Below are 24,709 nucleotides of genomic sequence, written 5' to 3' on the forward strand. Positions count from 1 at the left end.
GCCGCGAGGGGAGCTGCCGCCGGGGCGGCAGCTCCGGTGTGGAAGGATCAGGCCGAGGCCTTGTTCTTGATGGCGCCGATGATCGCGGTGAGGATGGCACCACCGGCGCCGCCGCTGATCAGATTGGTGATGATGCCGCCAACGCTGAGATTACCACCCATCGCCGCAGCGGAGATGGCAGGTAGCAGGACCGGGATCAGCTGGCCGAGTACGCCGCCGCCGACCAGACCCGCGATCGTATTGCCGATCGTACCGATATCGAAAGTGGGCGAGGCCTTGCCCGCCGCATTGCCGCCGATCGCGCCTGCGACCAGGTTCATCAGGATTTGTTCCATGTTCAATCCCTCAGCCAAGGTGGATGGCAAAGGGAGGATGCCTTCCCGTTACGGCGTACGCAACTCGGCATCGATGGAAGCCAGCCCTGCAACGAGACGTTGCGCCGACTTAACCACCGGAATCGTCCATCAGCTTGCACTGCGAGCTGGGCAGAGCGGAATCTACCCCAGCGCGATTGCCGAGATCAGCCGGCCGTAATCGGCCTCCTGCCGGTGAGTCGTGCGGCGGTAGCTGTAGAAGCGCGCCTCGTCGCCATAGGTGCACAGGGCCATGTCGTAGAAGCGGCCGATACCCGCCTCCTGTGCGCGATGGGCGATGAAGGCCGGCAGATCGAACATCGCATGCGCCGGCCGCTCAGAAGCGTGGAAGAAGCGGGAGAAGGTCGCGTTCTCGCCCTTGAAGCGCTCGATGAACTCCGGGCCGACTTCGTAAGCCGCGCCGCTGATCGTCGGCCCGAGCACGGCGATGATCCGCTCGCGCCTTGCTCCGAGCTTCTCCATCTCGGTCACGGTCGCGCCGATCACGCCGGTGAAGGCGCCCTTCCAGCCGGCATGGGCGGCGCCGATGACCCCGGCCTCCGAGTCGGCGAACAGGATCGGGCCGCAATCGGCGGTGGAGACGCCGAGCGCGACGCCATGCGCGATCGTGACCATCGCATCGGCCTTGGGGCGCTCCGCCGGCCAGGGGCCGGTGACCACCGCCACATCCGGCGAATGTACCTGGTGGACGCTGACCAGCCCGTCGCGCTCGACGCCCATCTGCCCGGCCATGCGGGCACGATTCTCGGCGATATGACCCTGGTCGTCGTTCGAGCCGAGCCCGCCGTTCAGCGAGGCGTAGATCCCGCTGGAGACGCCGCCCTCGCGGGTGAAGAAGGCGTGGCGGATGCCGGGTTGATGGGCGAGGTCGGGGGAGGTGATGAACATGGCGGCACGTCCGTTCTGTAAGTCAGCCCTGCTCTGGCAGGCGATGTAGGTCAAATCCGGGCAGGAGCGGCAGGTTCCGATCCGCGACGGCCAGCACCTTGAAGAGCTCGCCCATTGCCGTCGGCCCGGTCTCGATCAGGCGTTCGACGCCGCTGGCGAGCGTTTGCGCCTGTAACGGCGTTGCGCGACGGGACAGCGCCTCGAACCGCTGCTGCAATCCCAGCGCCAGCAGGAAGTCGCGCTGCGTGGCGATGCCATGCGCCGCTGCTCCTGCACCCAGCCCCGCCTGCGTCATCCGGGCGAAATCGACATGCACGGTGAGGTCGGCATCGCCAGGCTCGGCCAGCACGTCGACGAAGGCGTGGCGCTTCAACCCTTGCAGCGTGTCGCCGAAGCCGGAGCGGGCCGGGCCGTAATCGATGAACAGTCCCGCGCCGCCCTCGGCCGCGACATGCCGGGCGACGGTGGCGACCGCTTCCAATGCGGCGGTGGGCTGTTCCAGTATCGAGCCGACCGGAGCTGCGAGCGAGAGTGAGCTGTCGGGCTCGCCCGACAAACCGAAAGCGAGCCTGCCTTCGTCATTCAACCCGACCAGCCGTTCGCGCCAGCCCGCCGGCGTGCGGACGAACTGGTCGAGCGGCAGGGCGTCGAGGAATTCGTTGGCGATGACGATCGCCGGGCCGTCCAGCGCCTGGTCGACCCGATCATGCCAGTGCGGCTCCGCACCACTCGCAGCGAGAGTCTCCCTCTGCCGCTCGCGCAGCACCGGGCTGGTCTCGACCAGATGCACGGATAGCGCATCGCGAAAGCCCGGCAGCGCCCGCGCCGCCCGCAGCATGTCGTGCATCAGCGTGCCGCGCCCGGGTCCGAGCTCGACGAGGCGGATAGAGGTCGGCGCGCCCATCGCCTGCCAGACGCTCGCAGCCCAGAGCCCGATCAGCTCGCCAAAAATCTGGCTGATCTCGGGGGCGGTGGTGAAGTCCCCGTCCGCGCCGAACGGGTCCTGCTTCATATAGTAGCCATGGCGGGGATGGCCGAGGCAGAGCGCCATATAGCGCGAGACACTGAGCGGCCCCTCCTGGCGGATCAGCTCCGCGAGTTCCTGCGCCAGGAGGCTCACGCTTCAGCGGGCTCCTTGCGCCGCAGGACGAGGAAAAGACCGGCGAGGAACAGCGGCGCCGACAGCACCATGCCCATGGTCAGCCAGCTCGTCCCGAACAGGAAGCCGAGCTGCGGATCGGGCTCGCGAAAGAACTCGCAGGTCGTGCGGGCGATGCCGTAGCCCATGCCGAACAGCCCGGCGACGAGGCCCGGCCGCTTCAGGCCCCCCACGCGGACCACGATTATCAGCAGCACCAGCAGGAGCAGCCCTTCGCTGAAGGCCTCGTAAAGCTGGCTCGGATGGCGCGGCACCGGGCCGCCATGCGGAAACACGATCGCCCAGGGCACATCCGGCGCCGGTCGGCCCCAGAGCTCGCCATTGACGAAATTGGCGATGCGGCCGAGGAACAGGCCGATCGGCGCCACCGCAGCGCCGAGATCGAGCGCCGAGAGTGGTGGATAGCCGCGCCGCCGGGCGAAGACCCACAGGCCCGCCGCAGCGCCGACGAGCCCGCCATGGAAGGACATGCCGCCCTTCCAGACCGCGAAGATCTCCAGCGGATTGGCGAGATATTCGGGCAGATTATAGAACAGCACGAAGCCGAGCCGGCCACCGATCACGACGCCGAGCGCAGCGAACAGCAGGAAATCGTCGAGCGAATCGACCTCCGGCCGCCTGCGTCCGCCCCAGAGCGTCTCGGCCGCGGCGAGCTTGCGCGCATACCACCAGCCGCCGAGCAGGCCGACGACATAGGCGAGCCCATACCATTTGATCGAGAGCGGGCCGAGCTGCAGCGCGACCGGATCGATCACCGGAAAGGGAAGGGCGAAGACGGGCATGGGCGAGGGGTCCGGATTGCGCGCTGCGGTGATGCAGGGCGCGCGGTGTCCGGGTCAAGAGGTCAGAGAGCCGCGCTCAAGCCCGCCCGCGCACCCGCGCCTTCGCCAGCATCGGCTCTGCAGCCAGTTCGGGCGAGGCCGGCGGCAGGTCGGTCGGCAAATGGCGTTGGATCGTCAGCGCCAATTCGTCGAAGCCGTTGTCATAGGTCGAGAAGCGCAGGCGCGGCCCCTCGAAGGAGGAGATCCAGAGATAGCCGGTCCATTCCACGCCGATGCGGGCGAGCTCGAACCAGCTCATTGTGATCGTCCGGCCCAAAATCGTCCGGCGGTCGATGCGCTGGCTGCTCCAGCGCACCTGCTCGACTAGGGCCTGGATCGCCAGGAACAGGGTGATGCCGGCGAACGCACTGGTGAAGAGCAGGCCGGAGGTTCGCTCGACGCGTCCCGCTGCAACGACGAGCGTCGCGACTGCGGTGATCAACAGGCCGGCGAACAGGCCGAGCCAGAAATACGGGCCGGGCGTCAGGTATTTCCACTCGCCATGCCGCCACGCCCGTCGCCGCTGCAGGCAGACGCAGAGAGCGGTCACAGCCATGAAGGCCGGAACGAACAATGCGATCTTCGTCAGGATATCGGCGGACATGGCAGGTCTCGGGCGGATAGTAGCCCATTTATACCAATCCTTAGAGCAAACCCGAAGCGTAACCCGTCGGAATGGCAAAGAAGTGCTTGCCACTCGCTACCGCTTTGGCAGCTGGAATACTTCGGTCGGGACCGTAGCGTTCGTGCTCTTGCATCGTCGAAACGCCTGCTAGCCTGACGGTCCAGCCACGCAGGAGAGACTAATGAAGCGAGAGATCATTCGCGTCGAGCCGTTCTCGACGTGGGGCGAGCGCCTGAAAGTGCCGTTCTCGCCGTTGGTTCGCCATGGCGACACCCTTTACGTCTCAGGCATGCCGCCCTTCGATCCTGCGACTGGCGAAATCGCCCAGGCACCGGTCGAACGCCAGACCGAGCTCGTGCTGGAGCAGATGAAGCTCTGTCTCGAAACCGCCGGCTCGTCGCTGGCGAATGTGCTGAAATGCAATGTCTATTGCACCTCCCCGGACAAGTTCGCCGCCGTCAACGCGGTCTATGCGCGGTATTTTCCCACGGATCCTCCGGCCCGCATCTTTCTCTGCGTGCCGGTCTGGTTCGGGCCATTCGACATCGAGATCGACTGCATCGCTGCGGCCTAGAGACCGCACCAAAATCTTGGCCGCGCTCCTGACATGACGAAGCGCCTGCGGCATCCTACATGCAGGTCATGAATCGCGAACGCCAAGAGCCACCGGGGCAAGAGCTGCCGGACGAGGACTTCAAGGACGAGGAGGACATCCTTCCTGTGCTTGAGCCCGCGCTCGACCTTGGCGAGGCTGCGCCCAGCGCGCTCAAGGCCGGCATCGAGGTGATCGCCGACTTCGCCAAACATCTGCCGAACAAGCCCGGCGTCTACCGGATGTTCGATCGCGCCGGCGAGGTGCTCTATGTCGGCAAGGCCAAGAGCCTGAAGAACCGGGTCACGGCCTATGCCCGCGGCATGGCGCACACGAATGCCGTCGCGCGCATGATCGCCGAGACCGCGAACATGGAGTTCGTCACCACCGGCACCGAGACCGAGGCGCTGCTGCTCGAATCGAACCTGATCAAGCAGCTCAGGCCGCGCTACAACGTGCTGCTGCGTGACGACAAATCCTTCCCCTACATCTTTCTCTCCGGCGACCATCCGGCGCCGCAGATCGCCAAGCATCGCGGCTCGCGCCAGCGTAAGGGCGATTATTTCGGCCCGTTCGCCTCGGTCTGGGCGGTGGAGCGCACCATCGACGCGCTGCAGAAGGCGTTCCTGCTGCGCTCCTGCTCGGACAGCTATTACGAGAATCGCACCCGGCCCTGCCTGCTCTTCCAGATCAAGCGCTGTTCCGGCCCCTGCACCGGCGAGATCTCGCATAGCGACTATCAGGGCCTCGCCGACCAGGCGCGCGACTTTCTCTCCGGCCGCTCCTCAGCGGTGAAGCAACTCTTGTCCGAGCGCATGCAGGCGGCGGCCGAGGAACTCGAGTTCGAGAAGGCGGCGCGCTATCGCGACCGGCTGGCGGCGCTCTCGGCCGTGCAGGCCGGGCAGGACATCAATACGCAAGGGGTCGAGGAGGCCGACGTTTTCGCCATCGACGAGCAGGCCGGGCAGTTCTGCGTCGAGATCTTTTTCTTCCGCAACAAGCAGAACTGGGGCAACCGCGCCCTCTTCCCGCGCGCCGACAAGAGCCTGACGCCGGCCGAGGTTCTGGCCTCGGTGGTCACCCAGTTCTACGACGACAAGCCGCCGCCGAAGCTCGTCCTGCTCTCGCATGAATTGGCTGAGGCTGACCTGATCGCACAGGCTTTGTGCGAGCGGGCCGGCCGCAAGATCGAGCTGGCGACGCCCAAGCGCGGCGAACGGCGCGATCTCGTCGCTCACGCACAGAAGAACGCGCATGAGGCGCTCGCCCGCAAGCTCGCCGACAGCGCCGGCCAGCAGAGCCTGCTCAACGCATTGGGGCAGGCGTTCGGCCTGGAGAAGGCGCCGCGCCGCGTCGAGGTCTACGACAACTCGCACATCATGGGCACCAACGCGGTGGGCGGCATGGTCGTCGCCGGGCGGGACGGCTTCATGAAGAGCCATTACCGCACCTTCAACATCTCGGCCGACACCATCGCCGGCGACGACTTCGGCATGATGCGCGAGGTGCTGAAGCGACGCTTCACGCGGCTGGCGAAAGAGAGTGGGACAACCGTTGAAGCGCCCGAGCTGGCTCAGGCGGAGACGACTGGCCGGCCCGATGTAGTTGTGGACGAAGTCGGGGGTTCGAGTCCCTCTCCCGCTACCATCTCTCCTGAAGAGGCTACCGGGCAGACGCCCGAATCGTCCGAAGACGACACCACCTTCCCGTCCCGCCCTGACCTCGTCATCGTCGACGGCGGCAAGGGCCAGTTCGAGGCCGCGAGAAAGATCATGGCCGAATGCGGCGTCGCCGACATCGCGCTCGTCGCCATCGCCAAGGGCGAGGATCGCAACGCCATGCGCGAGACCTTCTTCATGGTTGGCAAGGAGCCGTTCAAGCTGCCGCCGCGCGATCCGGCCCTGTTCTTCATCCAGCGACTGCGCGACGAGGCCCACCGCTTCGCCATCGGCACGCACCGCGCCAAGCGCAAGCGCGACATCAAGACCAACCCGCTCGACGAGATCCCGGGCATCGGCCCCTCGCGCAAACGGGCGCTGCTGCTGCATTTCGGCACGGTAAAGGCGATCCAGCGCGCCAAGCTCGACGACCTGATGCGCACCCCCGGCGTCAACGCTGCGACGGCCAAGGCGGTGCATGCCCACTTCCATGAGCATTGATCGGAATGGCGGGGTCACACTCTTGCGTGTTGACGCTGTCATGAAGGCGCTGTTTTGGTGGGTGTCGTGACGAGTCTCAACGAAGCCATCCGCCGCCGGGGACCATGGTCCCTGCCGAACCTTCTCACCTACGGCCGGATCGTCGCGATTCCGGCGCTGGTGGCGCTGCTGTTCTGGCCCTGGGACGATTGGGCCCGCTGGACGGCGCTGGGAATCTATGTCGTCGCCGCCGTCACCGACTATCTCGACGGCTGGCTCGCCCGCAGCTGGGGCCAGCAATCGGCGATCGGGCGCATGCTCGATCCGATCGCCGACAAGCTGCTGGTCTGCGCTCTCCTGCTCATGCTGGTCCACACCGAGACGATCAAGGGCTGGGCGATCTGGGCGGCGATCGTCATCCTCTGCCGCGAGATCCTGGTCTCCGGCCTGCGCGAATTCCTGGCCGAGCTGAAGGTCAGCGTTCCCGTCAGCAAGGTCGCCAAGTACAAGACCACGGCGCAGTTGTTCGCGCTCGGCTTCCTCGTCGCCGGCCCCGCCGGTGACAAGGTCCTGCCGCACAACACCCAGATCGGGATCGTGATGCTGTGGGTCGCGGCGCTGCTGACCATCTACACCGGCTGGGACTACCTGAACTCCGGCATCCGCCATCTCGTCGAGGAGGACGAGCGCGCGCCATGAGCACGGCCATCACCGAATCCGCCAGCCTGCGGCTGGTCTATTTCGCCTGGGTGCGCGAGCGCGTCGGCCTCACCGAGGAGACGGTGACGCCGCCGGCCGGCACTGCGACCATCGCCGACCTGGTGCGCTGGCTGAAGACGCGCGGCGAAGGCTATGAACTCGCCTTCGAGAACGAGGCGATCGTGCGTGCCGCGATCGACCAGACCCACGCCAAGCCGGCGACGGCGATCGCGGGAGCCCGCGAGATCGCCTTCTTCCCGCCGATGACCGGCGGCTGATCTTGCAGGGCCGGAGATGACGCCGCTCGTCCGCATCCAGCGCGAGGATTTCGACATCGGCGCCGAGATGGCGGCGCTGACGGCCGGCAACACGAATATCGGCGCCGTCGTCAGCTTCGCCGGCCTCTGCCGCGACGAGAGCGGCCGGCTCGCGGCGCTCGAGCTGGAACACTATCCAGGGATGGCCGAGGCCGAGATCGCCCGCGTCGCCGCCGAGGCGGCCGAGCGTTGGCCGCTTTCGGGTCTCGTCGCCATCCATCGCTTCGGGCTGATCAGGCCAGGAGAGCAGATCGTGCTGGTGATCGCTGCGTCGAGCCATCGCCGCGAGGCTTTCGAGGCCGCCGACTTCCTGATGGACTACCTCAAGACCCGCGCCCCGTTCTGGAAGCGCGAGCATCTCGCCGACGGCACGCTCGGCGGCTGGGTCGAAGCCAAGGCGGATGACGACGATGCGGCACAGCGCTGGGAACAGAGTTCCTGATCGGGTGAGAGCGCTCGTTTCGGGGAGCGCGCTGGTGATGCTGCCGGCGCTCGCCTTGGCGGCGACGCTCCAGCCGAAGGGTTTTCGCGACTGGATGGCCGGCTGCGACAATCTCAAGGGCTGCACGGCGCTGTCCGTGCCCTCCGACGGCATCGACACGATCGCCTATCTGCGCCTGGAGCGCCCGGCCGGGCCGGAAGGGGCTGCCAAGCTGGTCCTGCGGCTGCGCGGCGAATGGCAGAAGCCGCCGCTCACCGTCGAACTCAAGCTCGATGGCGCGGCCTTCCCGGCCGGCGGCAAGTCCATGCCGGTCTCGGCCGATGCCGACCTGGCTTCGGTGACCTTCCAGCCCGCCGAGATGACGGCGTTCATCGACGCAGCGCGGAAGGCGACGAAACTGTCGGTCGTCGCCCCCGGCCTGTCGGCCGAGGTCTCGCTCTCCGGCGCCGTCGCGGCGCTGCTCTGGATCGACGAGCAGCAGGGCAGGCTCAACACGCCCTCGGCCCTGATTCGGAAGGGCAGCGTCGGAACTGCCCCGGCCGCTCCCGCGCTGCCGGTGATCATGGCCAGGCCCGCCAGCGGCACCCTCTCGGAAAAGGACGCCAAGGCGCTCGCCGCGGCCTTGCGCAAGCAGATCAAGCAGCGCGATCCCGACCAGTGCGAGGATGGCGAGATGACGACCAAGCACGACACGGCCTGGCGGCTCGACGGGAAGCGCAGCCTGGTCTCGCTGACCTGCTCGCTCGGCGCCTACAATGCCTCCAACGCCTTCTGGATCGTCGAGAATGGTGCGGTGGCGGGCGCCAGGCCCGTCGAGTTCCCGTGGACCGACGACAGCGAGAAGAACACGCTGGTCAACGGCGAGTTCGAGCCGAAGACCGGCCGCATTGACTATTTCGCCAAGGGGCGCGGCATCGGCGATTGCGGCGCCCTGGGCGGCTATGCCTGGACCGGTACCGGCTTCGCCCTGACCGGGTTCAGCTTCATGGGTGAGTGCCGCGGCATCGGCTCGGACGATTGGATCACGCTGTTCCGCAGCGAGATCAGGACCGCGAAATAGGCGCTTCGGCCTATCCCCTTACATCCCGGCTGTCACTCGGGGTCGGACGCTTCGGTTCGCTGAGTCACGGAATGACGGCGCGGCTCGCCGTTGCGAGGTGATGCGCGATCAGGTCTGACAAGATGTCGTTGAAGAGGGCAAGAAAAAAGGCCGGCGTCCCGAAGGAGCCGGCCTGAAAGTTTGAAACATCCAGCGCAAAAGCGCCAAACATCTCAGAGGGGAACGGCTGGAACGAACTCAACGCCGGGAGGAGATGCGGAGCCCGTTCCGAACAACCGTGGACTGAATATCGGGCAGACCCTGCCTTTTCGCAATGCAGCATTGGGCGGGTCGGTTATGCGCTGGCAGCATGACTCATTGCTATAATTCGTCACAATTGCCAAGAGACCGCGCGTGGCACGCATGCGCAGCCGGCATAGGGCAGGGCGCTGCCGCGWTTTGCGGCAGCGCCCGCCTATTCTTCAATAGGTCCAGCGCTGGGACTTCTGGATCAGGAAATCGCGGAAGACCTGCACGCGGGCGACCGATTTCATCTCCTCGGGATAGACCAGATAGCTTTCGAGCTGCGGCATCTCGGTCTCGCGCATCAACTGCACGAGCGGGGAGCCGGCCTCGATCAGGTAGTCGGGCAGGATCGCGATGCCGGCACCCGAATCGACCGCGCGCTTCATCGCCGTGATGTTGTTGACGGTGAGATGGATCGGACGCGGGTTGCGCTGGTCGCGACCGAGCGTGCCGAGCCAGTGCACCGCCGTCAGATAGGAGGGCGAGGAGGCGCCGAAGGAGAGCAGCCGGTGGTTGTCGAGCTCCTCATAGCTTTTCGGCTCGCCGAAGCGCTTGATGTAGGCCGGCGAGCCGTAGACGTGGAAGTGCACGGTGAAGAGCCGGCGCTGGATCAGGTCGGGCTGCTGCGGCTGACGCAGGCGAATCGCGATGTCGGCCTCCCGCATCGAGAGATCGAGTTCCTCGTCGGTGAGGATCAGCTCGACCTTGATGTCGGGATAGAGGTCGAGGAACTCGGCCAGGCGCGGTGTCAGCCAGTGGCCGCCGAGGCCGCGCGTCGCGGTGACTTTGAGCTCGCCGGACGGATGCTCGCGCGTCTCCGAGAGCTGGGCGCGTGTCCGCTCCAGGCGCTGCGTCATCTCGCGCGCGGCGCGCCAGAGCAGTTCGCCCTGCTCGGTGAGAATGAGGCCGCGCGTGTGCCGATGGAACAGCGGCGCGCGCAATTCACGCTCCAGCGCACCAATCTGGCGGCTCACAGCGGATTGGCTGAGGCCCAGCCCGTCTCCGGCCTTGGTGAAGCTTCCCGATTCAGCAACCGTGTAGAAGATTCGGATGCGGTCCCAATCCACCGCGTTCCCCCCGTGTTATGCGTTCAACGCATGATGGGGGGATCGGGTTGTCCGGTCAACGACTCCTTTGCCGGGACCGTTGATTTTCGCCCTTAATATCGTGCTGGAACTGATCAATTCCAGTGATGGGTGTCGGCTCCGGCTATTCCGCCGCTTCGCGCACGCCCAGCTCCTGCGCCATCAGCCAGCGCTCGGCGTCGAGCGCCGCCATGCAGCCGAGGCCGGCCGCGGTCACGGCCTGGCGATAGTGCTCGTCGGTGACGTCGCCGGCGGCGAAGACGCCGGGCACATTGGTCTGGGTCGTGCCGGGCGAGACCTCGAGATAGCCCGAATCACGCATGGCGAGCTGGCCGACGAAGAGCTCGGTCGCCGGCTTGTGGCCGATGGCGACGAAGACGCCGTCGGTCGGCAGGTCCTGCACGGCGCCGCTCTTCAGGTTGCGCAGGCGCACATGGGTCACGGAGGGCGGCTGCGTGCCGCCGAGGATCTCTGCCACCTCCGAATCCCAGATCACCTCGATCTTGGGATGCTTGAACAGGCGCTCCTGCATCACCTTCTCGGCGCGCAGCGAATCGCGCCGGTGCACCAGCGTGACCTTGGATGCGAGATTGGCGAGATAGAGCGCTTCCTCGACTGCGGTGTTGCCGCCGCCGACGACGACGACCTGCTTGTTGCGGAAGAAAAAGCCGTCGCAGGTGGCGCAGGCCGAGACGCCGAAGCCCTGGAAGGCCTGTTCCGAGGGCAGGCCGAGCCATTTGGCCTGGGCGCCGGTCGAGACGATTAGCGAGTCGCAGGAATAGGTGGTGCCGCCATCGCCCCAGAGCCGGAACGGGCGCTGCGAGAGGTCGACGCGGGCGATGTGGTCGGAGACCATCTTCGTGCCCATGTGCTGCGCCTGGGCCTGCATCTGCTCCATCAGCCAGGGGCCCTGGATCACGTCGGCGAAGCCGGGATAGTTCTCGACATCGGTGGTGATCATCAGCTGGCCGCCGGCCTGCAGGCCGGAAATCAGCACCGGCTCGAGCATGGCGCGGGCGGCATAGATCGCAGCGGTGTAGCCGGCCGGGCCGGAGCCGATGATCATCACCTTGGCGTGGATATGGGCCATTTATCTGGTTCCTGAGCCGGCACGAGCCGGAGATATTGGTATCGGAGTGGCTTCAGTCCAGCCCCGTTGCAGCCTTGTGACGCCGCCAGCCGTCGAGCACGGCTGCGGCGATCGTTCCGGTCGAATCTAGCGGTTCGTAGCGGGAGCCATCAAGCTTGCCCTGGAAATGATGCACAGCGCCGTAGCGCTTCAGTGCCTCCAGGAACCTGGCGAGCTTGCCATGCCCGCCATGCGGCTCGAAGACGAGGATCGGCGCGCCGGTCGCAGCCGCCTCGCCGATCATGTTGGTGGAATCGGCGGTGGCGACGATGGCGTCGGCATTGGCGAGCAGCGGCACATAGGGGTTGGCGCCCGAGCCGTCCCACCACCAGCCGCCATGACGGCGGAAGACCTCGCCGATCGCGGCGTCGAGCGCCGGCGGCGTCCGGCGCGAGCGCGAGCCCATCAGCGCGACGCCTGAAGCGGCGAGCGCATCGAGCTCGCGGGCGAAGCGTTCGATATCCTCCGGCCGGAAGCTATGGTGGCGACTGTCGCCGCCGACCAGCACCGCGACTCGGGGCGCGGGGAGCGCGGCGATCTCCGGGGGCGGAGAAGCCCGAGCGGCGGCGAGGGCATCCGGCGCGAGCCGGTGGGGCGAGGTGATCGTCACCAGGACGTTGTCGCCGCGCAGGCGGTCATGCTCGGAGACCCAGATCAAATCGGCGGCGCCGGTGCCGGTGCGCGGGTCCTTGAGGAAGACGGTGAAGCTCGCTCCGTTCGAGGCCTTCTTGACGGCGCGCAGATAGGCGACGGCGCGGCGCCCCGAGGCGATGGCGATGTCGGGAAAGGGGGGCCGGATCGGGCTCCTCGGCCGGTCGGGTGCCTCGCGCGGATCGATCGGCCCGCGCGGCATCAGCCAGCTCCAGGGCTTGCCGGGATTGATGCGGCGGATCTCCGGGACGACGCCCATGCGCTCGGCCACGCCGAGGCATTGCACCTCGTCGCCGGCCTTGCCGTCGGTCAAAACCCAGAGGGATGGCATCTTTTCTGTCGGCACGGCGGTTTGGCCCGGGATTGGCGTGGATCGATGCCTTGTAACGCTTCGATGGCCCGTCTACACCTGCGCGGCTCTTTTTCAGGAGGATTTGTGCGCGCCAAACTCGACGAGATCGATCTCCGTATTCTGGCGGAGCTGCAGAGCGACGGGCGCATGACCAATGTCGAGCTCTCGAGCCGGGTCGGCATCTCGCCGCCGCCCTGCCTCAGGCGCGTCCGCGCGCTGGAAGAGGCCGGCGTGATCACCGGCTACCGGGCACTGCTCGACGAGCGCAAGCTCGGCATCGAGGTCGTCTGCTTCGCCTTCGTCCATCTCGCCAGCCAGGCCGAAGCCGATCTCACCACCTTCCAGGAACGCATCCGCAGCTGGTCGCTGGTACGCGAATGCTGGACGCTGTCGGGCGACATCGACTTCATCCTGAAATGCGTCGCGACCGACCTCAAGGCTTTCCAGGACTTCGTCGCCGACCTGACGGCACTGCCCAACGTCCGCAATGTCCGCACGGCGCTGGCGCTCGACCGGGTCAAGGACGCGCCGATCGCGCCGCTGTGAGTCGGATTACCGGCGCCAGGCCGTGCCCTGCATCGTCTGGCCTCCCGAGGTGTAGGTGTAGTCGGCTTTCTGGTCCGGGCGCATCGTCAGGACCATACGCCCGCTCGACGTGTCGAAAGCGAGCCGGGTTTCATCGGCGCTGATATTCGAGATCGGCAGGCTCTCGCCGCGGTAGCGATAGGTCATGCTGGCCTGCGAGACGGTGAGCACCCAGCTGCTCTCCCGTCCCCAGGTGCCATGCCATGCCTTGTGCGTGCGCGCAGCGACCTGCACGGGCGCGGAGGCGCTGCGAGCCTCGCCCTTCGATAGCACCCCGGTGGCTGACGCCTGCTGCGGATGGGAAAACGTATAGCTCGCCTGATTGGGGCCGGCCGGAGTCATGGTGACGACGGCGGCCGAGCCCGGCGAGAACGAGACGCGTTCGGCGGAAACGCTGCCGTAAGCGATATTTGCGGCCCGTCGGCCGAAGCGGTACTCGCTGACCTTGCCGTTCGATATGGTGATGCTGACGGGGACCCCGCTGGAAATCGTCCCGGACCAGCGGCCGTTCCAGGCTTGACTGTCCGCCAGCGCGGAAGGCGCGGTGCCCACGATCAATAGAGCGGCCAGAATTCCGCGCAACATCGTTGCTTCTCCTCTGGAGAAAGACATCGTGTTGACGATAGGGAAGCGTGTGGAGCGTGTAAATCGCGTGGGCCGGCTTTCGACACGCGGCTAAAACTGGCCGAGCGCCCGCCTGATCCATTGCGCGTTGCTGGCGACCAGCGCTTCGATCCGGCGCTGGTCGACGTCCGGTCGATACCAGGCGCCGCCATAGCTCGGCGCCATGATGGCGAGGATCGGGTAGCGGCCGATCTCGCGACCGTCGGCCCCGATCAGCCGAGCCTCGCTTTCGAGCGTGTCGTTGCCGAGAGTGACAGCCTGCCCGCCGGCATAGCTCGTCAGATAAAGCCCGGTGACGGTGACCTGCAGGGTCGCGCCGTTTCCAGCGGTATGCAGGCCGGCGAGCTCGCGCTCCAGCATCGGCCTGATTGCGGCCGCGGTGGCGCTCTGCCCCTTGGCGGCGAGCGGCCCGGTATCGACGCGGATCGCGCCGATCGGGACGAGGGCTGCGGTCTGCACGGTCGTCTGGCAGCCAGCCAGCAGTGCTGCGGCGAAGCCGGTCAGGATGGTGCGACGTGCGAGCATGATCTCAGGCACTGAGATAGTGCCGGATCCACTGGGCATTGTTCTCGAGCAAGGCGGCGATGCGGCGCTGATCGACATCGGGGCGGTACCAGGCACCACCGGAGGTGGATGGCAGCATCGAGCGGATCTCGCGGCTGACGGGCGGGCCGCCACGATCGGCTAGCTCGATGACGCTCAGCATGTTGTCGTCGCTACCGCCGCTGCCGTCACCGGCCATGCCGCCGCCGGCCCCCGCGCCGAGCCAGAGCCAGAGCACGGTCACATGCAGGGTCGGGCCGCCGCGGCGGCGCAAGGGGAGGAGCTCGCTGGCGAGCCTGCTTTCGAAGGCCCGGGCGATGCGTGGGGCGTTCTCGCCCCAGCCGAGTGGGCCGAGGCTGCGGGCATCGACCTTGATCGCACCGATCGAGACAGGCTGCGCCAGGGCCGGAAACGAAACGAGCCCGCCGGCGGCGAGCGCGGCGGACCCGGTGAGAAATGCGCGACGCGTGGTCATGGCGTGGTCTCCGGCAGGCAGGTCTCTAATCTAGGAGCTGCCGCCGGGCTGGCCAAGTCGCTCCGCTGGTTTAGCGGAAGGCGACGTTAACGACCTCGTAGGACTTGCCGCCGCCGGGCGTGTTGACATGGACGGAATCGCCGACCTTCTTGCCGATCAGGGCGCGCGCGATCGGCGAACCGATCGAAACCTTGCCGGACCTCACATCCGATTCCGGCTCGCCGACGATCTGGTAGAGCTTCTTCTCTTCGGTATCGTCGTCGATCAGCGTGACGGTTGCGCCGAACTTGATCGTGTCGCCGCCGAGCTTGCTGACATCGATGATGTCGGCGCGGCCGATCAGCGATTCCAGCTCCATGACACGGCCCTCGTTCAGCGACTGGGCTTCCTTGGCGGCATGGTATTCGGCGTTCTCCGAGAGATCGCCCAGCGCGCGCGCCTCGGCGATCGCCTGGATGATGCGCGGGCGCTCGACCTGCTGGCGCTGCTTCAATTCGACTTCGAGGGCGGCGAAACCGCCCGCGGTCATAGGAACCTTTTCCATCGTCCCGTCCCAGTTATAGAAAAACGACCGATGCGCGCTGGCCATGGCCAACGCACCCCGTGTCGCTTTCGATCGTCAGAAAACTACTTCGCCGCGCTGCCGGTCAGGCGGCGCGGGCGAAATAGGATTGCAGCGACCTCACTTCGAGATCGCCGCTGCAATAGGCCTTGATGCCCTCTGCCGCGGCGATCGCTCCGGCCAAGGTGGTATAATAGGGCACCTTGTGCAAGAGGGCCGCGCGGCGCAGCGAGCGCGAGTCCGCCAGCGCCTGTGGACCGTCGGTGGTGTTGAAGACGAGCTGGATCTCGCCGTTCTTGATCGCGTCGACGACGTGCGGGCGGCCTTCCAGCACCTTGTTGATCTTGCTGGCGCGGATGCCGTTGTCCTGGAGCAGGCGCAGCGTGCCGCCGGTCGCGACGATCTGGAAGCCGAGCTCCGCCAGGACCGCGATCGAGGGCAGGATGCGCGGCTTGTCCTCGTCACGAACCGAGACGAAGACCGTGCCCTTGACCGGCACCTTCGAGCCGGCGCCGAGCTGGCTCTTGGCGAAGGCGACGTCGAAGGAGCGGTCGAGGCCGATGACCTCGCCGGTCGAGCGCATCTCCGGCCCGAGCAGGACGTCGACGCCAGGGAAGCGGGCGAAGGGGAACACCGCCTCCTTCACGCCGACATGCTGGAGCTTTTCCTGCTTCAGATCGAAGCTCGCGAGCTTCTCGCCGGCCATCAGCCGCGCGGCGATCTTGGCGATCGGCTTGCCGATCACCTTGGCGACGAAGGGCACGGTGCGCGATGCACGCGGATTGACTTCGAGCACATAGATCTCGCCGTCCTTGATCGCGTACTGCACGTTCATCAGGCCGCCCACGTCGAGGGCGAGCGCCATCGCCTTGCTCTGGCGCTCCAGCTCGGCGATCAGCTCCGGCGAGAGCGAGCGTGGCGGCAGCGAGCAGGCCGAATCGCCGGAATGGATGCCGGCCTCCTCGATATGCTCCATGATGCCGGCGATGAAGGCGTCCTTGCCGTCGCAGAGACAGTCGACATCGACCTCGATTGCGTCCGAGAGATAGCGGTCGAACAGCAGCGGGTTCTTGCCGAGGACGGTGTTGATCTGCCCGGTCTTGTCGTTCGGGTACTTGGCCTTGACCTCGGAGGGGATCAGCGAGGGCAGGGTGCCGAGCAGGTAATCCTCGAACATCACCTCGTCGCGGATGATCGCCATGGCGCGGCCGCCGAGCACATAGGACGGGCGCACCACGAAGGGCAGGCCGAGCTCGGCCGCGATCAGGCGCGACTGCTCGACCGAATAGGCGATGCCATTCTTCGGCTGCTTGAGATGGAGCTTGTCGAGCAGGCGCTTGAAGCGGTCGCGGTCCTCGGCGAGGTCGATCGCGTCCGGCGTGGTGCCCAGAATCGGGATGCCGGCCTGCTCCAGCGCATGGGCGAGCTTCAGCGGGGTCTGGCCGCCGAACTGGACGATGACGCCGTGCAGCGTGCCGGCCTGCTTCTCGGTTTCGAGGATCTCGAGGACGTCCTCGGCGGTCAGCGGCTCGAAATAGAGCCGGTCCGAGGTGTCGTAGTCGGTCGAGACCGTTTCGGGATTGCAGTTGACCATGATGGTCTCGTAGCCGGCGTCACGCAGGGCGTAGCAGGCATGGCAGCAGCAATAGTCGAACTCGATGCCCTGGCCGATGCGGTTGGGGCCGCCGCCGAGGATGACGACCTTCTTCGCGTCCGACGGCTTGGCCTCGTCGGCCGGCGCGCCGGCGAACGGCATGGCGTAGGTCGAGTACATATAGGCGGTCGGCGAGGCGAACTCGGCGGCGCAGGTGTCGATGCGCTTGAACACCGGGCGCACCTTCAGCGAGCGGCGCAGGGTCCGGACATCGGCCTCGCTCTTGCCAGCGACGGCGGCGAGGCGCTTGTCGGAGAAGCCCATCGCCTTGAGCTGGCGGAAGGCGATCGGCGTCTGCGGCAGGCCGTATTTGCGGACCTTCTGCTCGGCGTCGACGATGCCGCGCATCTGCTCCAGGAACCAGGGGTCGATCTTGCAGCTCTCATGGATCTGCTCGTCGGTGAAGCCGGCGCGCATCGCCTGGGCGACCTGCAGGATGCGGTCCGGCGTCGGCGTCGAGAGCGCCGCCTTGATCGCGTTCCTGTCGTCGCCCTGGCCGATGCCCTCGATCTCGATCTCGTCGAGGCCATCGAGCCCGGTCTCCAGCGAGCGCAGCGCCTTCTGCAGCGACTCCTGGAAGGTCCGGCCGATCGCCATGGCTTCGCCAACCGACTTCATCGCAGTGGTCAGCGTCGGTTCGGCGCCCGGGAATTTCTCGAAGGCGAAGCGCGGGATCTTGGTGACGACGTAGTCGATCGTCGGCTCGAACGAGGCCGGGGTGGCGCCGCCGGTGATGTCGTTCTCGATCTCGTCGAGCGTGTAGCCGACGGCGAGCCGCGCCGCGACCTTGGCGATCGGGAAGCCAGTGGCTTTGGACGCCAGGGCGGACGACCGCGACACGCGCGGGTTCATCTCGATGACGATCATCCGGCCGCTCTCGGGATCGACGGCGAACTGGACGTTCGAGCCGCCGGTCTCGACGCCGATCTCGCGCAGCACCGCCAGCGAGGCGTCGCGCATGATCTGGTATTCCTTGTCGGTCAGCGTCAGCGCCGGGGCGACGGTGATCGAATCGCCGGTGTGGACGCCCATCGGGTCGATATTCTCGATCGAGCAGACGATGATGCAGTTGTCCGCCTTATCGCGGACGACCTCCATCTCGTACTCCTTCCAGCCGAGCACGCTCTCCTCGATCAGCACCTCGCTGGTCGGCGAGGCGTCCATGCCACGCTCGACGATGTCGATGAACTCGCCCTTGTTGTAGGCGATGCCGCCGCCGGTGCCGCCCATGGTGAAGGACGGCCGGATGATCGCCGGCAGGCCGATATCCTCCAGTGCGTCGAGCGCGGCGCCGAGCGTCTTGACGTGGTGCGAGCGCGGGGTCGAGAGGCCGATCTTGGTCATTGCCTCGCGGAAGCGCTCGCGATCCTCGGCCTTGTCGATGGCGTCGGCGGTGGCGCCGATCATCTCGACGTCGAACTTCTCCAGCACGCCCATCTTCTGCAGCGAGAGCGCGCAGTTGAGCGCGGTCTGGCCGCCCATGGTCGGCAGCAGCGCGAAGCCGCCGGGCAGGACGTTGCGCTCCTTCTCGATGATCTTGGCGACGATCTCCGGCGTGATCGGCTCGACATAGGTCGAATCGGCCAGGTCCGGATCGGTCATGATCGTCGCCGGGTTCGAGTTGACCAGGACGATGCGGTAGCCCTCGGCCTTCAGCGTCTTGCAGGCCTGGGTGCCGGAATAGTCGAACTCGCAGGCTTGGCCGATGATGATGGGGCCGGCGCCGATGATCAGGATCGTCTTGATGTCTGTGCGCTTGGGCATGGTCTCGACCGGTTCCGTGCGGGCGCGCACGGCCCCTCCGTTCGAAAGGAGCGGAAGCCAGCGAGCGCCAAAGATGAATGCTAGGCGCTCGCTATAGACGGGGGAGGCGGCGGGGGGAAGCGGAAAGCGCTTCTTCCTGTCATGCGCGCACAGGTCATGCGCGCACAGGTGGCGCGTTTCTCCCTTTGCGCAGTTGAGTGGTGGCGGGCGGGGTATAGCATCGGCTTCCGCGATGGCGTCGAGCCGGTTCGCGTCAGCTCCGGTCACGCCCTCCCCAACCAGAGGAGCTTGGCCATGCGTCAATCCGATCCGCAGAAGCTCGATGCCTTGGTGGGACGTCTCGTCGGAGACGTCGGAGCCTGTGTCACCGGCTCGCTCATCGTCCTCGGCGACCAGCTCGGCCTCTACAAGGCGATGGCCGATGGCAAGCCGGTTACGGCAGCGGAGCTCGCCAGCCGGACTGGGCTCAAGGAACGCTATGTCCGCGAATGGCTCTCCGCCCAGGCCGCGGCCGAGTATGTCGACTATGACGAGGGCAGCGACAGCTTCAGCCTGTCGCCGGAGCAGGCCATGGCCTTCGCCGAGGAGGGCAGCCCGGCCTTCTTCGCCGGCGCCTTCGAGATCGTCCAGTCGATGTGGGTCGACGAACCCAAGGTCGAAGAGGCCTTCAGGACTGGTTCAGGACTAGGTTGGCACGAGCACAGCAACTGCCTGTTCCGCGGCACCGAGCGCTTCTTCCGGCCGGGCTACAACACCAATCTGGTGAGCAGCTGGATTCCGGCGCTGGACGGCGTCAAGGCCAAGCTCGAGGCGGGAGCCGTCGTCGCCGATGTCGGCTGTGGCCATGGTGCCTCGACCATCCTGATGGCTCAGGCCTATCCGAAGTCGCGCTTCTACGCCTTCGACTATCATGGCCCCTCGATCGAGAAGGGCAGGGAGGCGGCGCAGAAGGCCGGCGTCGGCGATCGAATCGTCTTCGAGCGGGCCAGCGCCAAGGACTTCCCGGCGGCGAGCTATGATCTCGTCGCGATGTTCGACTGCCTGCACGATATGGGCGATCCGGTTGGGGCCGGCCGCCATGTCAGGGAGACGCTGGCCGAGGGCGGAACCTGGATGATCGTCGAGCCCTTCGCCCACGACAATCTCAAGCAGAACATCAATCCGGTCGGCCGGATCTTCTACGGGGCCTCGACGATGATCTGCACGCCGGCCTCGGTGGCGCAGGAGGTCGGCCTCGGGCTCGGCGCGCAGGCCGGTGAGATGCGTTTGCGCAAGGTCGCGCTCGATGCCGGCTTCACCCGCTTCCGCCGCGCCACCGAGACGCCGTTCAACATGGTGTTCGAAGTCAGGGCTTGAAGCCTCGCTACGACAAGTGAGCAAAACCCGCCCGCCATGAGGCGAGCGGGCTGAGCAGTCGATCGGCTGATGCTGGTCAGCGTGTTGACGGCGCGACTGCGACCTCGCTGAGGCGAGCGGCTTCGCGGGCCGCCGCCTTGCGCCGCTGCGTCGCGATCAGCAGCAGGCCGAGCGCGCCGAGCTCGCAGGCGGCGCCGACGAAGCCGAGCTCCCAGGAGGCGCCGTGACGCAGCACCTGCTGGCCGAGCGCGGCGCCGGCGGCGATGCCGACATAGAGCGCCGAGGCGTTGAGCGAGAGCGCGACCACGACGGCATCGGACGCCATCGCGGCGAGGCGCGACATCTGCGAGGGATGGCCGGCCCAGCCGGCGCCGCTCCAGACCATCAGGACTACCGGCAGGACGAAGATCGCCACCGCTGGCGGCAAGGTCACCGCGACGAGGGAGGCGGCGGCGAGCGAGGCTGCGAGCAGCGTCAGGACGAAGGTCAGCGTCGGCACGGGGCCGAAGCGGTCGCTGGCCTGGCCGCCCCACTGGTTGCCCAGCGCCGAGCCGATGCCGGTCAGCACCAGGGTCGCGCTCAGCCAGTGGCCGGAGATGCCGGCATGGGCCGAGAGGAAGGGCGCGACATAGGTGTAGAGCGTGAAGGCGCCGGTGGTCCAAAGTGCGGTGGTGCCGAGCGCGAGCAGGACATCGCCACGGCGCGCCACCTGCAGCCGCTCGGCGAGCGTGTTGGCGCCGCGCGGCAGGCCGGCCGGCATCTTGAACAGCAAGCCGGCGAGTGCGAGCGCGCCGAACAGCGCCACGACCAGGAAGGGGAAATGCCAGCCGAGCGTGGCGACGGCGGTGCCGAGCGGCACGCCGAGGATCAGCGAGACGGTCATGCCGCCGGTGACCAGCGCGATCGCGCGGGCCCGTCTTTCCGGCGGAACGAGCGCCACCGCGACGGCGTTCGCCGCCGGCATGAACACGCCCGAGCCGAGCGCCATGACGATGCGCGCCAGCATCAGCCAGGCAAAGTCGCTGGTGAAGGCGGCGAGGAGATTGGCGAGGGTGAAGACCGTGAGCGAGCCGACCAGCACGAGCTTGCGGTCGAGATTGCCGAACAAGGTTGAGAGTACCGGCGAGCCGATAGCGTAGGCGATGGCGAAGATCGAGATCAGCAGGCCGGCGGTGTCGACGCTGACGCCGAAGGCGGCGGCGAGGTTCGGCAGGATGCCGGTGATGACGAGGCTGCCCGTGCCGATGGCGAAGGCGCCGCCGGCCAGCAAGAGGAGACGAATGTCCATGGCAGAGGGCTCCGTGGGGAGTTGCCGAAAATTTCAATGATCGTTGAAACATGGGCGTCGGCCGACCATGAGTCAATCTTATTTTCAAGGATCATTGAAACTTGTCAGGAGCGGCCGATGCAATTAAGCCGGAGGTGATGAAGCAGCTCTTCCACCCCGAGATCGAGGACGTCGTGCCGGCCGACGTGTTCGCGGCGCTCGGCGACCCGATCCGGCTCGGCATCCTGGTCTCGCTCGCCGATTGCGACGAGGTCGACAAGGCGCGCTGCGGCGCCTTCACCGAGCTCGCCTCGCCCTCGCTGCTATCCTACCATTTCGCCAAATTGCGCGAGGCGGGGATCACACGCTCGCGGGCGGAAGGGACGGTGCGCTTCCTCAGCATCCGCCGCGAGGAGTTCAACCGGCGTTTTCCCGGCCTGCTCGACAGCGTGATCGAGACGGCACGGCGCGATCCGTCGGTGCCGCGGATCAAGCTCGACGTTTGATCCGCAGCCCGCCTGAGGGGCGGCGTTACGGGATGAGGATGGTCGAGCCCGAGGTCTTGCGGGCCTCGAGGTCGCGATGCGCCTGCGCGGCATCGGCGAGTGGGTAGGACTGCAGCGCCGCGATCTTGACCGTGCCATCGGCGACGACGGCGAACAATGCGTTGGCGGCGGTTTCGAGGTCCTCGCGCTTGGCCATATAGGTGGCGAGCGTCGGCCTCGTCACGAACAGCGAGCCCTTGCTGGCAAGCTGGGCGAGGGCGAAAGGCGGAACCGCTCCAGAGGCATTGCCGTAGCTGACCATCAGGCCGAGCGGGCTCAGGCTGTCGAGCGACGCCTCCCAGGTGTCCTTGCCGACCGAGTCGAAGACGACCGGAACGCCGGCGCCATCGGTGATCGCGCGCACCCGCTCGGCGATGTTCTCCTCGCGATAGAGGATCGTATGGGCGCAGCCATGGGCGCGTGCCAGCGCCGCCTTCTCCTCGCTGCCGACGGTGCCGATCACGGTGACGCCGAGCGCGCTCAGCCATTGGCAGGCGATCAGCCCGACGCCGCCGGCCGCGGCATGGAAGAGCACGGTGTCTCCGAGCTTCGCACGGTAGGTCCGATGGATCAGGTAATAGGCCGTCAGGCCCTGCAGCATCATCGCTGCCGCCTGTTCGTCCTTGATGGCGTCGGGCAGTTTGATCAGCGGCGCAGCCGGCATGATGCGGGCTTCGGCATAGGCGCCGGGTGATCCGCCGGCATAGGCGACGCGGTCGCCGGGCTGCACATTGGCGACGCCGTCGCCGACCGCCTCGACGGTGCCTGCGGCTTCCAGGCCGATGCCGCTCGGCAGGGGTAGCGGATAGAGGCCGCTGCGCTGGTAGACGTCGATGAAGTTGAGGCCGATGGCCGTCTGGCGCAGACGGACCTGACCCGGGCCGGGGGCACCGAGCGTGGCGTCCTCATAGCGCAGCACTTCGGGGCCGCCATTCTCGTGGATGCGGATCTGCTTGGTCATTGCGATGTCTCGTTCTTGAGCGGGTGGAGGCGTCTGGGTGCGCGAGGCAAGGTCAGACCTCGCCGGCGGCCTCGATGTCCTTGAGATGCTGGCGGAAGCCGTAGGCCGGGTTCTGCGCCCGCGTCGCCAAGTACTGGTCGAAGCGCGTCTGGCTGCGGTAGCTGCGGCCGGCGCGCATCGCCGCGAGCTGGCGCGCCTCGGTCTCGCGATAGCCGATCGCGGCCGCGACGATGTCCTCGATCCGGCTTTCGGGCAGGAACAGCACGCCATTGCTGTCGGCGGCGACGTAATCGGTCTCGGCGATGCCGTGCTGGCCGACCAGTGCCTGGTGGAACAGGTCGTGCGGCCGGGGATGCAGGCGCTGCGGCCCGGTCGGCAGCGCGCCTAGGCTGAAGACCGGCAGGCCGAGCTCGGCGAGCTCGCGGTTGTCGCGGTGCAGGCCCCAGATCACGAAGCCGGCGATGCCGGCGGCCTCCGCCTCGATCGCGACGATGTCGCCGATGCAGGCCTCGTCGAGGCGGCCGCCATTGTCGATGACGATCACTTCGCCCGGCGCAGCATGCTCGAGCAGCTCGAAGAAGACATCGATGCTGCCGACATGGCGCACGGGACGGGCGCGGCCGCGCACTTCCATATCCGGCGCGAGCGGTCGCAGCCCGGCAGGCGCGAAGCGGATCGGCACGCCGCAGCGCAGGCAGCCATCCGCCAGATGCGGGGTGGTGAGCGTCTTCAGTTGCGCGATCAGATCGGATTCCATGCGCTGTCCTCCAGGGTCTGGTCCGGCCGCAAGGCCGCTGGACAGGACGCTAGCAATGCGGGATCATTCTGAATAACGAAATGATCATAAGTCTCGTTTCAGGATTTCGGGTCGATGTCGGCGAATTTCGATATGGACGCACTGCGGGCGATGGTGGTCGGGGTCGAGCTCGGCAGCTTCGCCCGCGCCGCGACGCAGCTCGGCCGGTCACAATCGGCGATCAGCATGCAGCTCAAGAAGCTGGAAGAGCAGGCGCGGCGTCCGCTGTTCCGCCGGGACGGGCGCGGGCTGGTGCCGACCGAGGCCGGCGAGGCGCTGCTGAGCTATGCCCGCCAGATCATTGCGCTGAACGACGAAGCCGCAGCGGCTGTCGGCAACAGCGCGGGGGCGGCGACGGTGCGTCTCGGCTTGCCGCAGGACTTCTTCGAGGACGTGATGCCGGAGGTGCTGGGGCTGTTTGCGCAGCAGCGCCCGAATTCCCATGTCGAGGTCCGCGCCGGGCGCAACTACGCGCTGGAGGAGGAGGTTCAGGCCGGCCGGCTCGATGTCGCGCTCGCCTTCTTCAAGGCCGGGGCGTCGACGAGCGGTGCGCATGTCGCGACGCTGCCGCTGGTCTGGCTTGCCGCTGAGACCATGCCGCGACCCGGCGCGGCCGAGCTGCCGCTCGTGCTGTTCGACCATCCCTGCCTGTTCCGGCAGACCGCGCTCCAGACCCTCGACCGGCAGCGCCTGCGCTGGCGGCTGGCGCTGACGACACCGAGCCTTCCGGGCCTGTGGGCCGCTCTCGGGGCTGGACATGGCGTCTCGGTTCGCACCCGTCACCGCCTGCCGGGCGCGGTCCGCGATGTCGCGGCCGAGCATGGCCTGCCGGACCTGCCGCCGATCGAGGTGCGGCTGCTGGCATCGGGCGCGCGAACGCCGGCCGCCGGAGCTCTGCTTGACATCGCGACGGACGTCGTTCGCAGGCTGGTTGCGGAACCGGCGGCTGCAGCCGGCTAG

General features: G+C 67.1%; 27 protein-coding genes. 10 read left to right on the forward strand and 17 right to left on the reverse strand.

Annotation, left to right across the window (positions count from 1 at the left end):
• Window positions 1-47: 47 nt before the first annotated feature.
• The 5 genes from AC1DS0_RS17330 to AC1DS0_RS17350 form a co-directional block, all read right to left on the reverse strand.
• A complete protein-coding gene (locus tag AC1DS0_RS17330) occupies window positions 48-335 on the reverse strand; it encodes a hypothetical protein (RefSeq protein ID WP_152012342.1) in 288 nt (95 codons plus the stop codon).
• A gap of 162 nt (window positions 336-497) precedes the next feature.
• Window positions 498-1,262 (reverse strand): peptidoglycan editing factor PgeF, encoded by a 765-nt coding sequence (pgeF, locus tag AC1DS0_RS17335; protein ID WP_476815541.1) that lies wholly within the window; start codon window positions 1,260-1,262, stop codon window positions 498-500.
• A 22-nt stretch (window positions 1,263-1,284) separates the two neighbouring features.
• Window positions 1,285-2,382: a class I SAM-dependent methyltransferase gene (locus AC1DS0_RS17340; protein WP_476815542.1), complete on the reverse strand. Its 1,098-nt coding sequence runs from the start codon at window positions 2,380-2,382 to the stop codon at window positions 1,285-1,287.
• Window positions 2,379-3,203, reverse strand: a complete 825-nt coding sequence (gene lgt, locus AC1DS0_RS17345) for a prolipoprotein diacylglyceryl transferase (RefSeq protein ID WP_476815543.1) — start codon at window positions 3,201-3,203, stop codon at window positions 2,379-2,381. The genes AC1DS0_RS17340 and lgt overlap by 4 nt, the downstream gene beginning before the upstream one ends.
• A 76-nt stretch (window positions 3,204-3,279) precedes the next feature.
• Window positions 3,280-3,846: a hypothetical protein gene (locus AC1DS0_RS17350; protein WP_476815544.1), complete on the reverse strand. Its 567-nt coding sequence runs from the start codon at window positions 3,844-3,846 to the stop codon at window positions 3,280-3,282.
• A gap of 202 nt (window positions 3,847-4,048) precedes the next feature.
• Here AC1DS0_RS17350 and AC1DS0_RS17355 point away from each other — a divergent pair, with 202 nt between their 5' ends.
• From AC1DS0_RS17355 to AC1DS0_RS17380, 6 genes are all read left to right on the forward strand, one after another.
• Window positions 4,049-4,441, forward strand: a complete 393-nt coding sequence (locus tag AC1DS0_RS17355; protein ID WP_476815545.1) for a RidA family protein — start codon at window positions 4,049-4,051, stop codon at window positions 4,439-4,441.
• A gap of 68 nt (window positions 4,442-4,509) precedes the next feature.
• Window positions 4,510-6,618 (forward strand): excinuclease ABC subunit UvrC, encoded by a 2,109-nt coding sequence (gene uvrC / locus AC1DS0_RS17360; protein ID WP_476815805.1) that lies wholly within the window; start codon window positions 4,510-4,512, stop codon window positions 6,616-6,618.
• 66 nt (window positions 6,619-6,684) lie between these two features.
• Window positions 6,685-7,296, forward strand: a complete 612-nt coding sequence (pgsA, locus tag AC1DS0_RS17365) for a CDP-diacylglycerol--glycerol-3-phosphate 3-phosphatidyltransferase (RefSeq protein WP_193219478.1) — start codon at window positions 6,685-6,687, stop codon at window positions 7,294-7,296.
• 26 nt (window positions 7,297-7,322) lie between these two features.
• Complete coding sequence (gene moaD, locus AC1DS0_RS17370) at window positions 7,323-7,574, forward strand: molybdopterin converting factor subunit 1 (RefSeq protein WP_476815806.1); 252 nt, start codon at window positions 7,323-7,325, stop codon at window positions 7,572-7,574.
• Between the two features lie 16 nt (window positions 7,575-7,590).
• The gene (locus AC1DS0_RS17375) at window positions 7,591-8,055 is read left to right on the forward strand and encodes a molybdenum cofactor biosynthesis protein MoaE (RefSeq protein WP_476815546.1); all 465 of its coding nucleotides are present in this window, start codon (window positions 7,591-7,593) and stop codon (window positions 8,053-8,055) included.
• 4 nt (window positions 8,056-8,059) lie between these two features.
• Window positions 8,060-9,115, forward strand: a complete 1,056-nt coding sequence (locus AC1DS0_RS17380) for a DUF1176 domain-containing protein (RefSeq protein ID WP_476815547.1) — start codon at window positions 8,060-8,062, stop codon at window positions 9,113-9,115.
• Between the two features lie 64 nt (window positions 9,116-9,179).
• On the opposite strand, the gene AC1DS0_RS17385 is transcribed toward AC1DS0_RS17380, so the two are convergent.
• From AC1DS0_RS17385 to AC1DS0_RS17400, 4 genes are all read right to left on the reverse strand, one after another.
• A complete protein-coding gene (locus tag AC1DS0_RS17385; protein ID WP_476815548.1) occupies window positions 9,180-9,356 on the reverse strand; it encodes a hypothetical protein in 177 nt (58 codons plus the stop codon).
• Window positions 9,357-9,576: 220 nt separating this feature from the next.
• Window positions 9,577-10,467, reverse strand: coding sequence for a LysR family transcriptional regulator (locus AC1DS0_RS17390; protein ID WP_284171209.1), 891 nt, complete (start codon window positions 10,465-10,467; stop codon window positions 9,577-9,579).
• A gap of 142 nt (window positions 10,468-10,609) precedes the next feature.
• Window positions 10,610-11,575, reverse strand: coding sequence for a thioredoxin-disulfide reductase (trxB, locus tag AC1DS0_RS17395; RefSeq protein ID WP_476815549.1), 966 nt, complete (start codon window positions 11,573-11,575; stop codon window positions 10,610-10,612).
• Window positions 11,576-11,627: 52 nt separating this feature from the next.
• Window positions 11,628-12,596: a mitochondrial fission ELM1 family protein gene (locus AC1DS0_RS17400; protein WP_476815550.1), complete on the reverse strand. Its 969-nt coding sequence runs from the start codon at window positions 12,594-12,596 to the stop codon at window positions 11,628-11,630.
• Between the two features lie 105 nt (window positions 12,597-12,701).
• On the opposite strand from AC1DS0_RS17400, the gene AC1DS0_RS17405 reads away from it, so the two are divergent.
• Window positions 12,702-13,163 carry an Lrp/AsnC family transcriptional regulator gene (locus AC1DS0_RS17405; protein WP_476815551.1) on the forward strand — a complete coding sequence of 154 codons (462 nt, stop codon included), beginning with the start codon at window positions 12,702-12,704 and terminating at the stop codon, window positions 13,161-13,163.
• Window positions 13,164-13,169: 6 nt separating this feature from the next.
• Here the strand turns inward: AC1DS0_RS17405 and AC1DS0_RS17410 are convergent, their stop codons facing one another.
• The 5 genes from AC1DS0_RS17410 to carB all read right to left on the reverse strand — a co-directional run bounded on the left by AC1DS0_RS17410 (window position 13,170) and on the right by carB (window position 18,824).
• Window positions 13,170-13,787 (reverse strand): hypothetical protein, encoded by a 618-nt coding sequence (locus tag AC1DS0_RS17410; RefSeq protein WP_476815552.1) that lies wholly within the window; start codon window positions 13,785-13,787, stop codon window positions 13,170-13,172.
• 90 nt (window positions 13,788-13,877) lie between these two features.
• Entirely contained in the window at window positions 13,878-14,351 is a 474-nt protein-coding gene (locus AC1DS0_RS17415) for a hypothetical protein (RefSeq protein ID WP_476815553.1), read from the reverse strand.
• Window positions 14,352-14,355: 4 nt separating this feature from the next.
• Window positions 14,356-14,844 carry a twin-arginine translocation signal domain-containing protein gene (locus tag AC1DS0_RS17420; protein ID WP_476815554.1) on the reverse strand — a complete coding sequence of 163 codons (489 nt, stop codon included), beginning with the start codon at window positions 14,842-14,844 and terminating at the stop codon, window positions 14,356-14,358.
• Window positions 14,845-14,914: 70 nt separating this feature from the next.
• Window positions 14,915-15,388: a transcription elongation factor GreA gene (gene greA / locus AC1DS0_RS17425; RefSeq protein ID WP_152012356.1), complete on the reverse strand. Its 474-nt coding sequence runs from the start codon at window positions 15,386-15,388 to the stop codon at window positions 14,915-14,917.
• Window positions 15,389-15,491: 103 nt separating this feature from the next.
• Window positions 15,492-18,824, reverse strand: a complete 3,333-nt coding sequence (carB, locus tag AC1DS0_RS17430; RefSeq protein ID WP_476815807.1) for a carbamoyl-phosphate synthase large subunit — start codon at window positions 18,822-18,824, stop codon at window positions 15,492-15,494.
• A gap of 294 nt (window positions 18,825-19,118) precedes the next feature.
• Here carB and AC1DS0_RS17435 point away from each other — a divergent pair, with 294 nt between their 5' ends.
• Entirely contained in the window at window positions 19,119-20,180 is a 1,062-nt protein-coding gene (locus AC1DS0_RS17435; RefSeq protein ID WP_476815555.1) for a methyltransferase domain-containing protein, read from the forward strand.
• 76 nt (window positions 20,181-20,256) lie between these two features.
• Here the strand turns inward: AC1DS0_RS17435 and AC1DS0_RS17440 are convergent, their stop codons facing one another.
• Window positions 20,257-21,468 carry an MFS transporter gene (locus AC1DS0_RS17440; protein WP_476815556.1) on the reverse strand — a complete coding sequence of 404 codons (1,212 nt, stop codon included), beginning with the start codon at window positions 21,466-21,468 and terminating at the stop codon, window positions 20,257-20,259.
• 137 nt (window positions 21,469-21,605) lie between these two features.
• Here AC1DS0_RS17440 and AC1DS0_RS17445 point away from each other — a divergent pair, with 137 nt between their 5' ends.
• A complete protein-coding gene (locus AC1DS0_RS17445; RefSeq protein WP_476815557.1) occupies window positions 21,606-21,953 on the forward strand; it encodes an ArsR/SmtB family transcription factor in 348 nt (115 codons plus the stop codon).
• Window positions 21,954-21,978: 25 nt separating this feature from the next.
• Here the strand turns inward: AC1DS0_RS17445 and AC1DS0_RS17450 are convergent, their stop codons facing one another.
• On the reverse strand, window positions 21,979-22,953 hold the full coding sequence (locus AC1DS0_RS17450; protein ID WP_476815558.1) for a quinone oxidoreductase family protein: 975 nt from the start codon (window positions 22,951-22,953) through the stop codon (window positions 21,979-21,981).
• A gap of 52 nt (window positions 22,954-23,005) precedes the next feature.
• Entirely contained in the window at window positions 23,006-23,710 is a 705-nt protein-coding gene (locus AC1DS0_RS17455) for an RraA family protein (protein WP_476815559.1), read from the reverse strand.
• Between the two features lie 114 nt (window positions 23,711-23,824).
• On the opposite strand from AC1DS0_RS17455, the gene AC1DS0_RS17460 reads away from it, so the two are divergent.
• Window positions 23,825-24,709 carry a LysR substrate-binding domain-containing protein gene (locus tag AC1DS0_RS17460; RefSeq protein ID WP_476815560.1) on the forward strand — a complete coding sequence of 295 codons (885 nt, stop codon included), beginning with the start codon at window positions 23,825-23,827 and terminating at the stop codon, window positions 24,707-24,709.

The organism is Allobosea sp. P4_H5, assembly GCF_056400825.1.

What these genes read in the sequence shown, in the direction of transcription:
- AC1DS0_RS17455 (WP_476815559.1), bottom strand. Translation starts at nt 23,710, where the DNA reads ATGGAATCCGATCTGATCGCGCAACTGAAGACGCTCACCACCCCGCAT.
- AC1DS0_RS17440 (WP_476815556.1), bottom strand. Translation starts at nt 21,468, where the DNA reads ATGGACATTCGTCTCCTCTTGCTGGCCGGCGGCGCCTTCGCCATCGGC.
- AC1DS0_RS17330 (WP_152012342.1), bottom strand. Translation starts at nt 335, where the DNA reads ATGGAACAAATCCTGATGAACCTGGTCGCAGGCGCGATCGGCGGCAAT.
- AC1DS0_RS17450 (WP_476815558.1), bottom strand. Translation starts at nt 22,953, where the DNA reads ATGACCAAGCAGATCCGCATCCACGAGAATGGCGGCCCCGAAGTGCTG.
- lgt (WP_476815543.1), bottom strand. Translation starts at nt 3,203, where the DNA reads ATGCCCGTCTTCGCCCTTCCCTTTCCGGTGATCGATCCGGTCGCGCTG.
- trxB (WP_476815549.1), bottom strand. Translation starts at nt 11,575, where the DNA reads ATGGCCCATATCCACGCCAAGGTGATGATCATCGGCTCCGGCCCGGCC.
- pgeF (WP_476815541.1), bottom strand. Translation starts at nt 1,262, where the DNA reads ATGTTCATCACCTCCCCCGACCTCGCCCATCAACCCGGCATCCGCCAC.
- uvrC (WP_476815805.1), top strand. Translation starts at nt 4,510, where the DNA reads ATGAATCGCGAACGCCAAGAGCCACCGGGGCAAGAGCTGCCGGACGAG.
- AC1DS0_RS17350 (WP_476815544.1), bottom strand. Translation starts at nt 3,846, where the DNA reads ATGTCCGCCGATATCCTGACGAAGATCGCATTGTTCGTTCCGGCCTTC.
- AC1DS0_RS17460 (WP_476815560.1), top strand. Translation starts at nt 23,825, where the DNA reads ATGTCGGCGAATTTCGATATGGACGCACTGCGGGCGATGGTGGTCGGG.
- AC1DS0_RS17420 (WP_476815554.1), bottom strand. Translation starts at nt 14,844, where the DNA reads ATGACCACGCGTCGCGCATTTCTCACCGGGTCCGCCGCGCTCGCCGCC.
- greA (WP_152012356.1), bottom strand. Translation starts at nt 15,388, where the DNA reads ATGGAAAAGGTTCCTATGACCGCGGGCGGTTTCGCCGCCCTCGAAGTC.
- carB (WP_476815807.1), bottom strand. Translation starts at nt 18,824, where the DNA reads ATGCCCAAGCGCACAGACATCAAGACGATCCTGATCATCGGCGCCGGC.
- AC1DS0_RS17410 (WP_476815552.1), bottom strand. Translation starts at nt 13,787, where the DNA reads ATGTTGCGCGGAATTCTGGCCGCTCTATTGATCGTGGGCACCGCGCCT.
- AC1DS0_RS17355 (WP_476815545.1), top strand. Translation starts at nt 4,049, where the DNA reads ATGAAGCGAGAGATCATTCGCGTCGAGCCGTTCTCGACGTGGGGCGAG.
- AC1DS0_RS17375 (WP_476815546.1), top strand. Translation starts at nt 7,591, where the DNA reads ATGACGCCGCTCGTCCGCATCCAGCGCGAGGATTTCGACATCGGCGCC.
- AC1DS0_RS17400 (WP_476815550.1), bottom strand. Translation starts at nt 12,596, where the DNA reads ATGCCATCCCTCTGGGTTTTGACCGACGGCAAGGCCGGCGACGAGGTG.
- AC1DS0_RS17415 (WP_476815553.1), bottom strand. Translation starts at nt 14,351, where the DNA reads ATGCTCGCACGTCGCACCATCCTGACCGGCTTCGCCGCAGCACTGCTG.
- AC1DS0_RS17445 (WP_476815557.1), top strand. Translation starts at nt 21,606, where the DNA reads ATGAAGCAGCTCTTCCACCCCGAGATCGAGGACGTCGTGCCGGCCGAC.
- AC1DS0_RS17435 (WP_476815555.1), top strand. Translation starts at nt 19,119, where the DNA reads ATGCGTCAATCCGATCCGCAGAAGCTCGATGCCTTGGTGGGACGTCTC.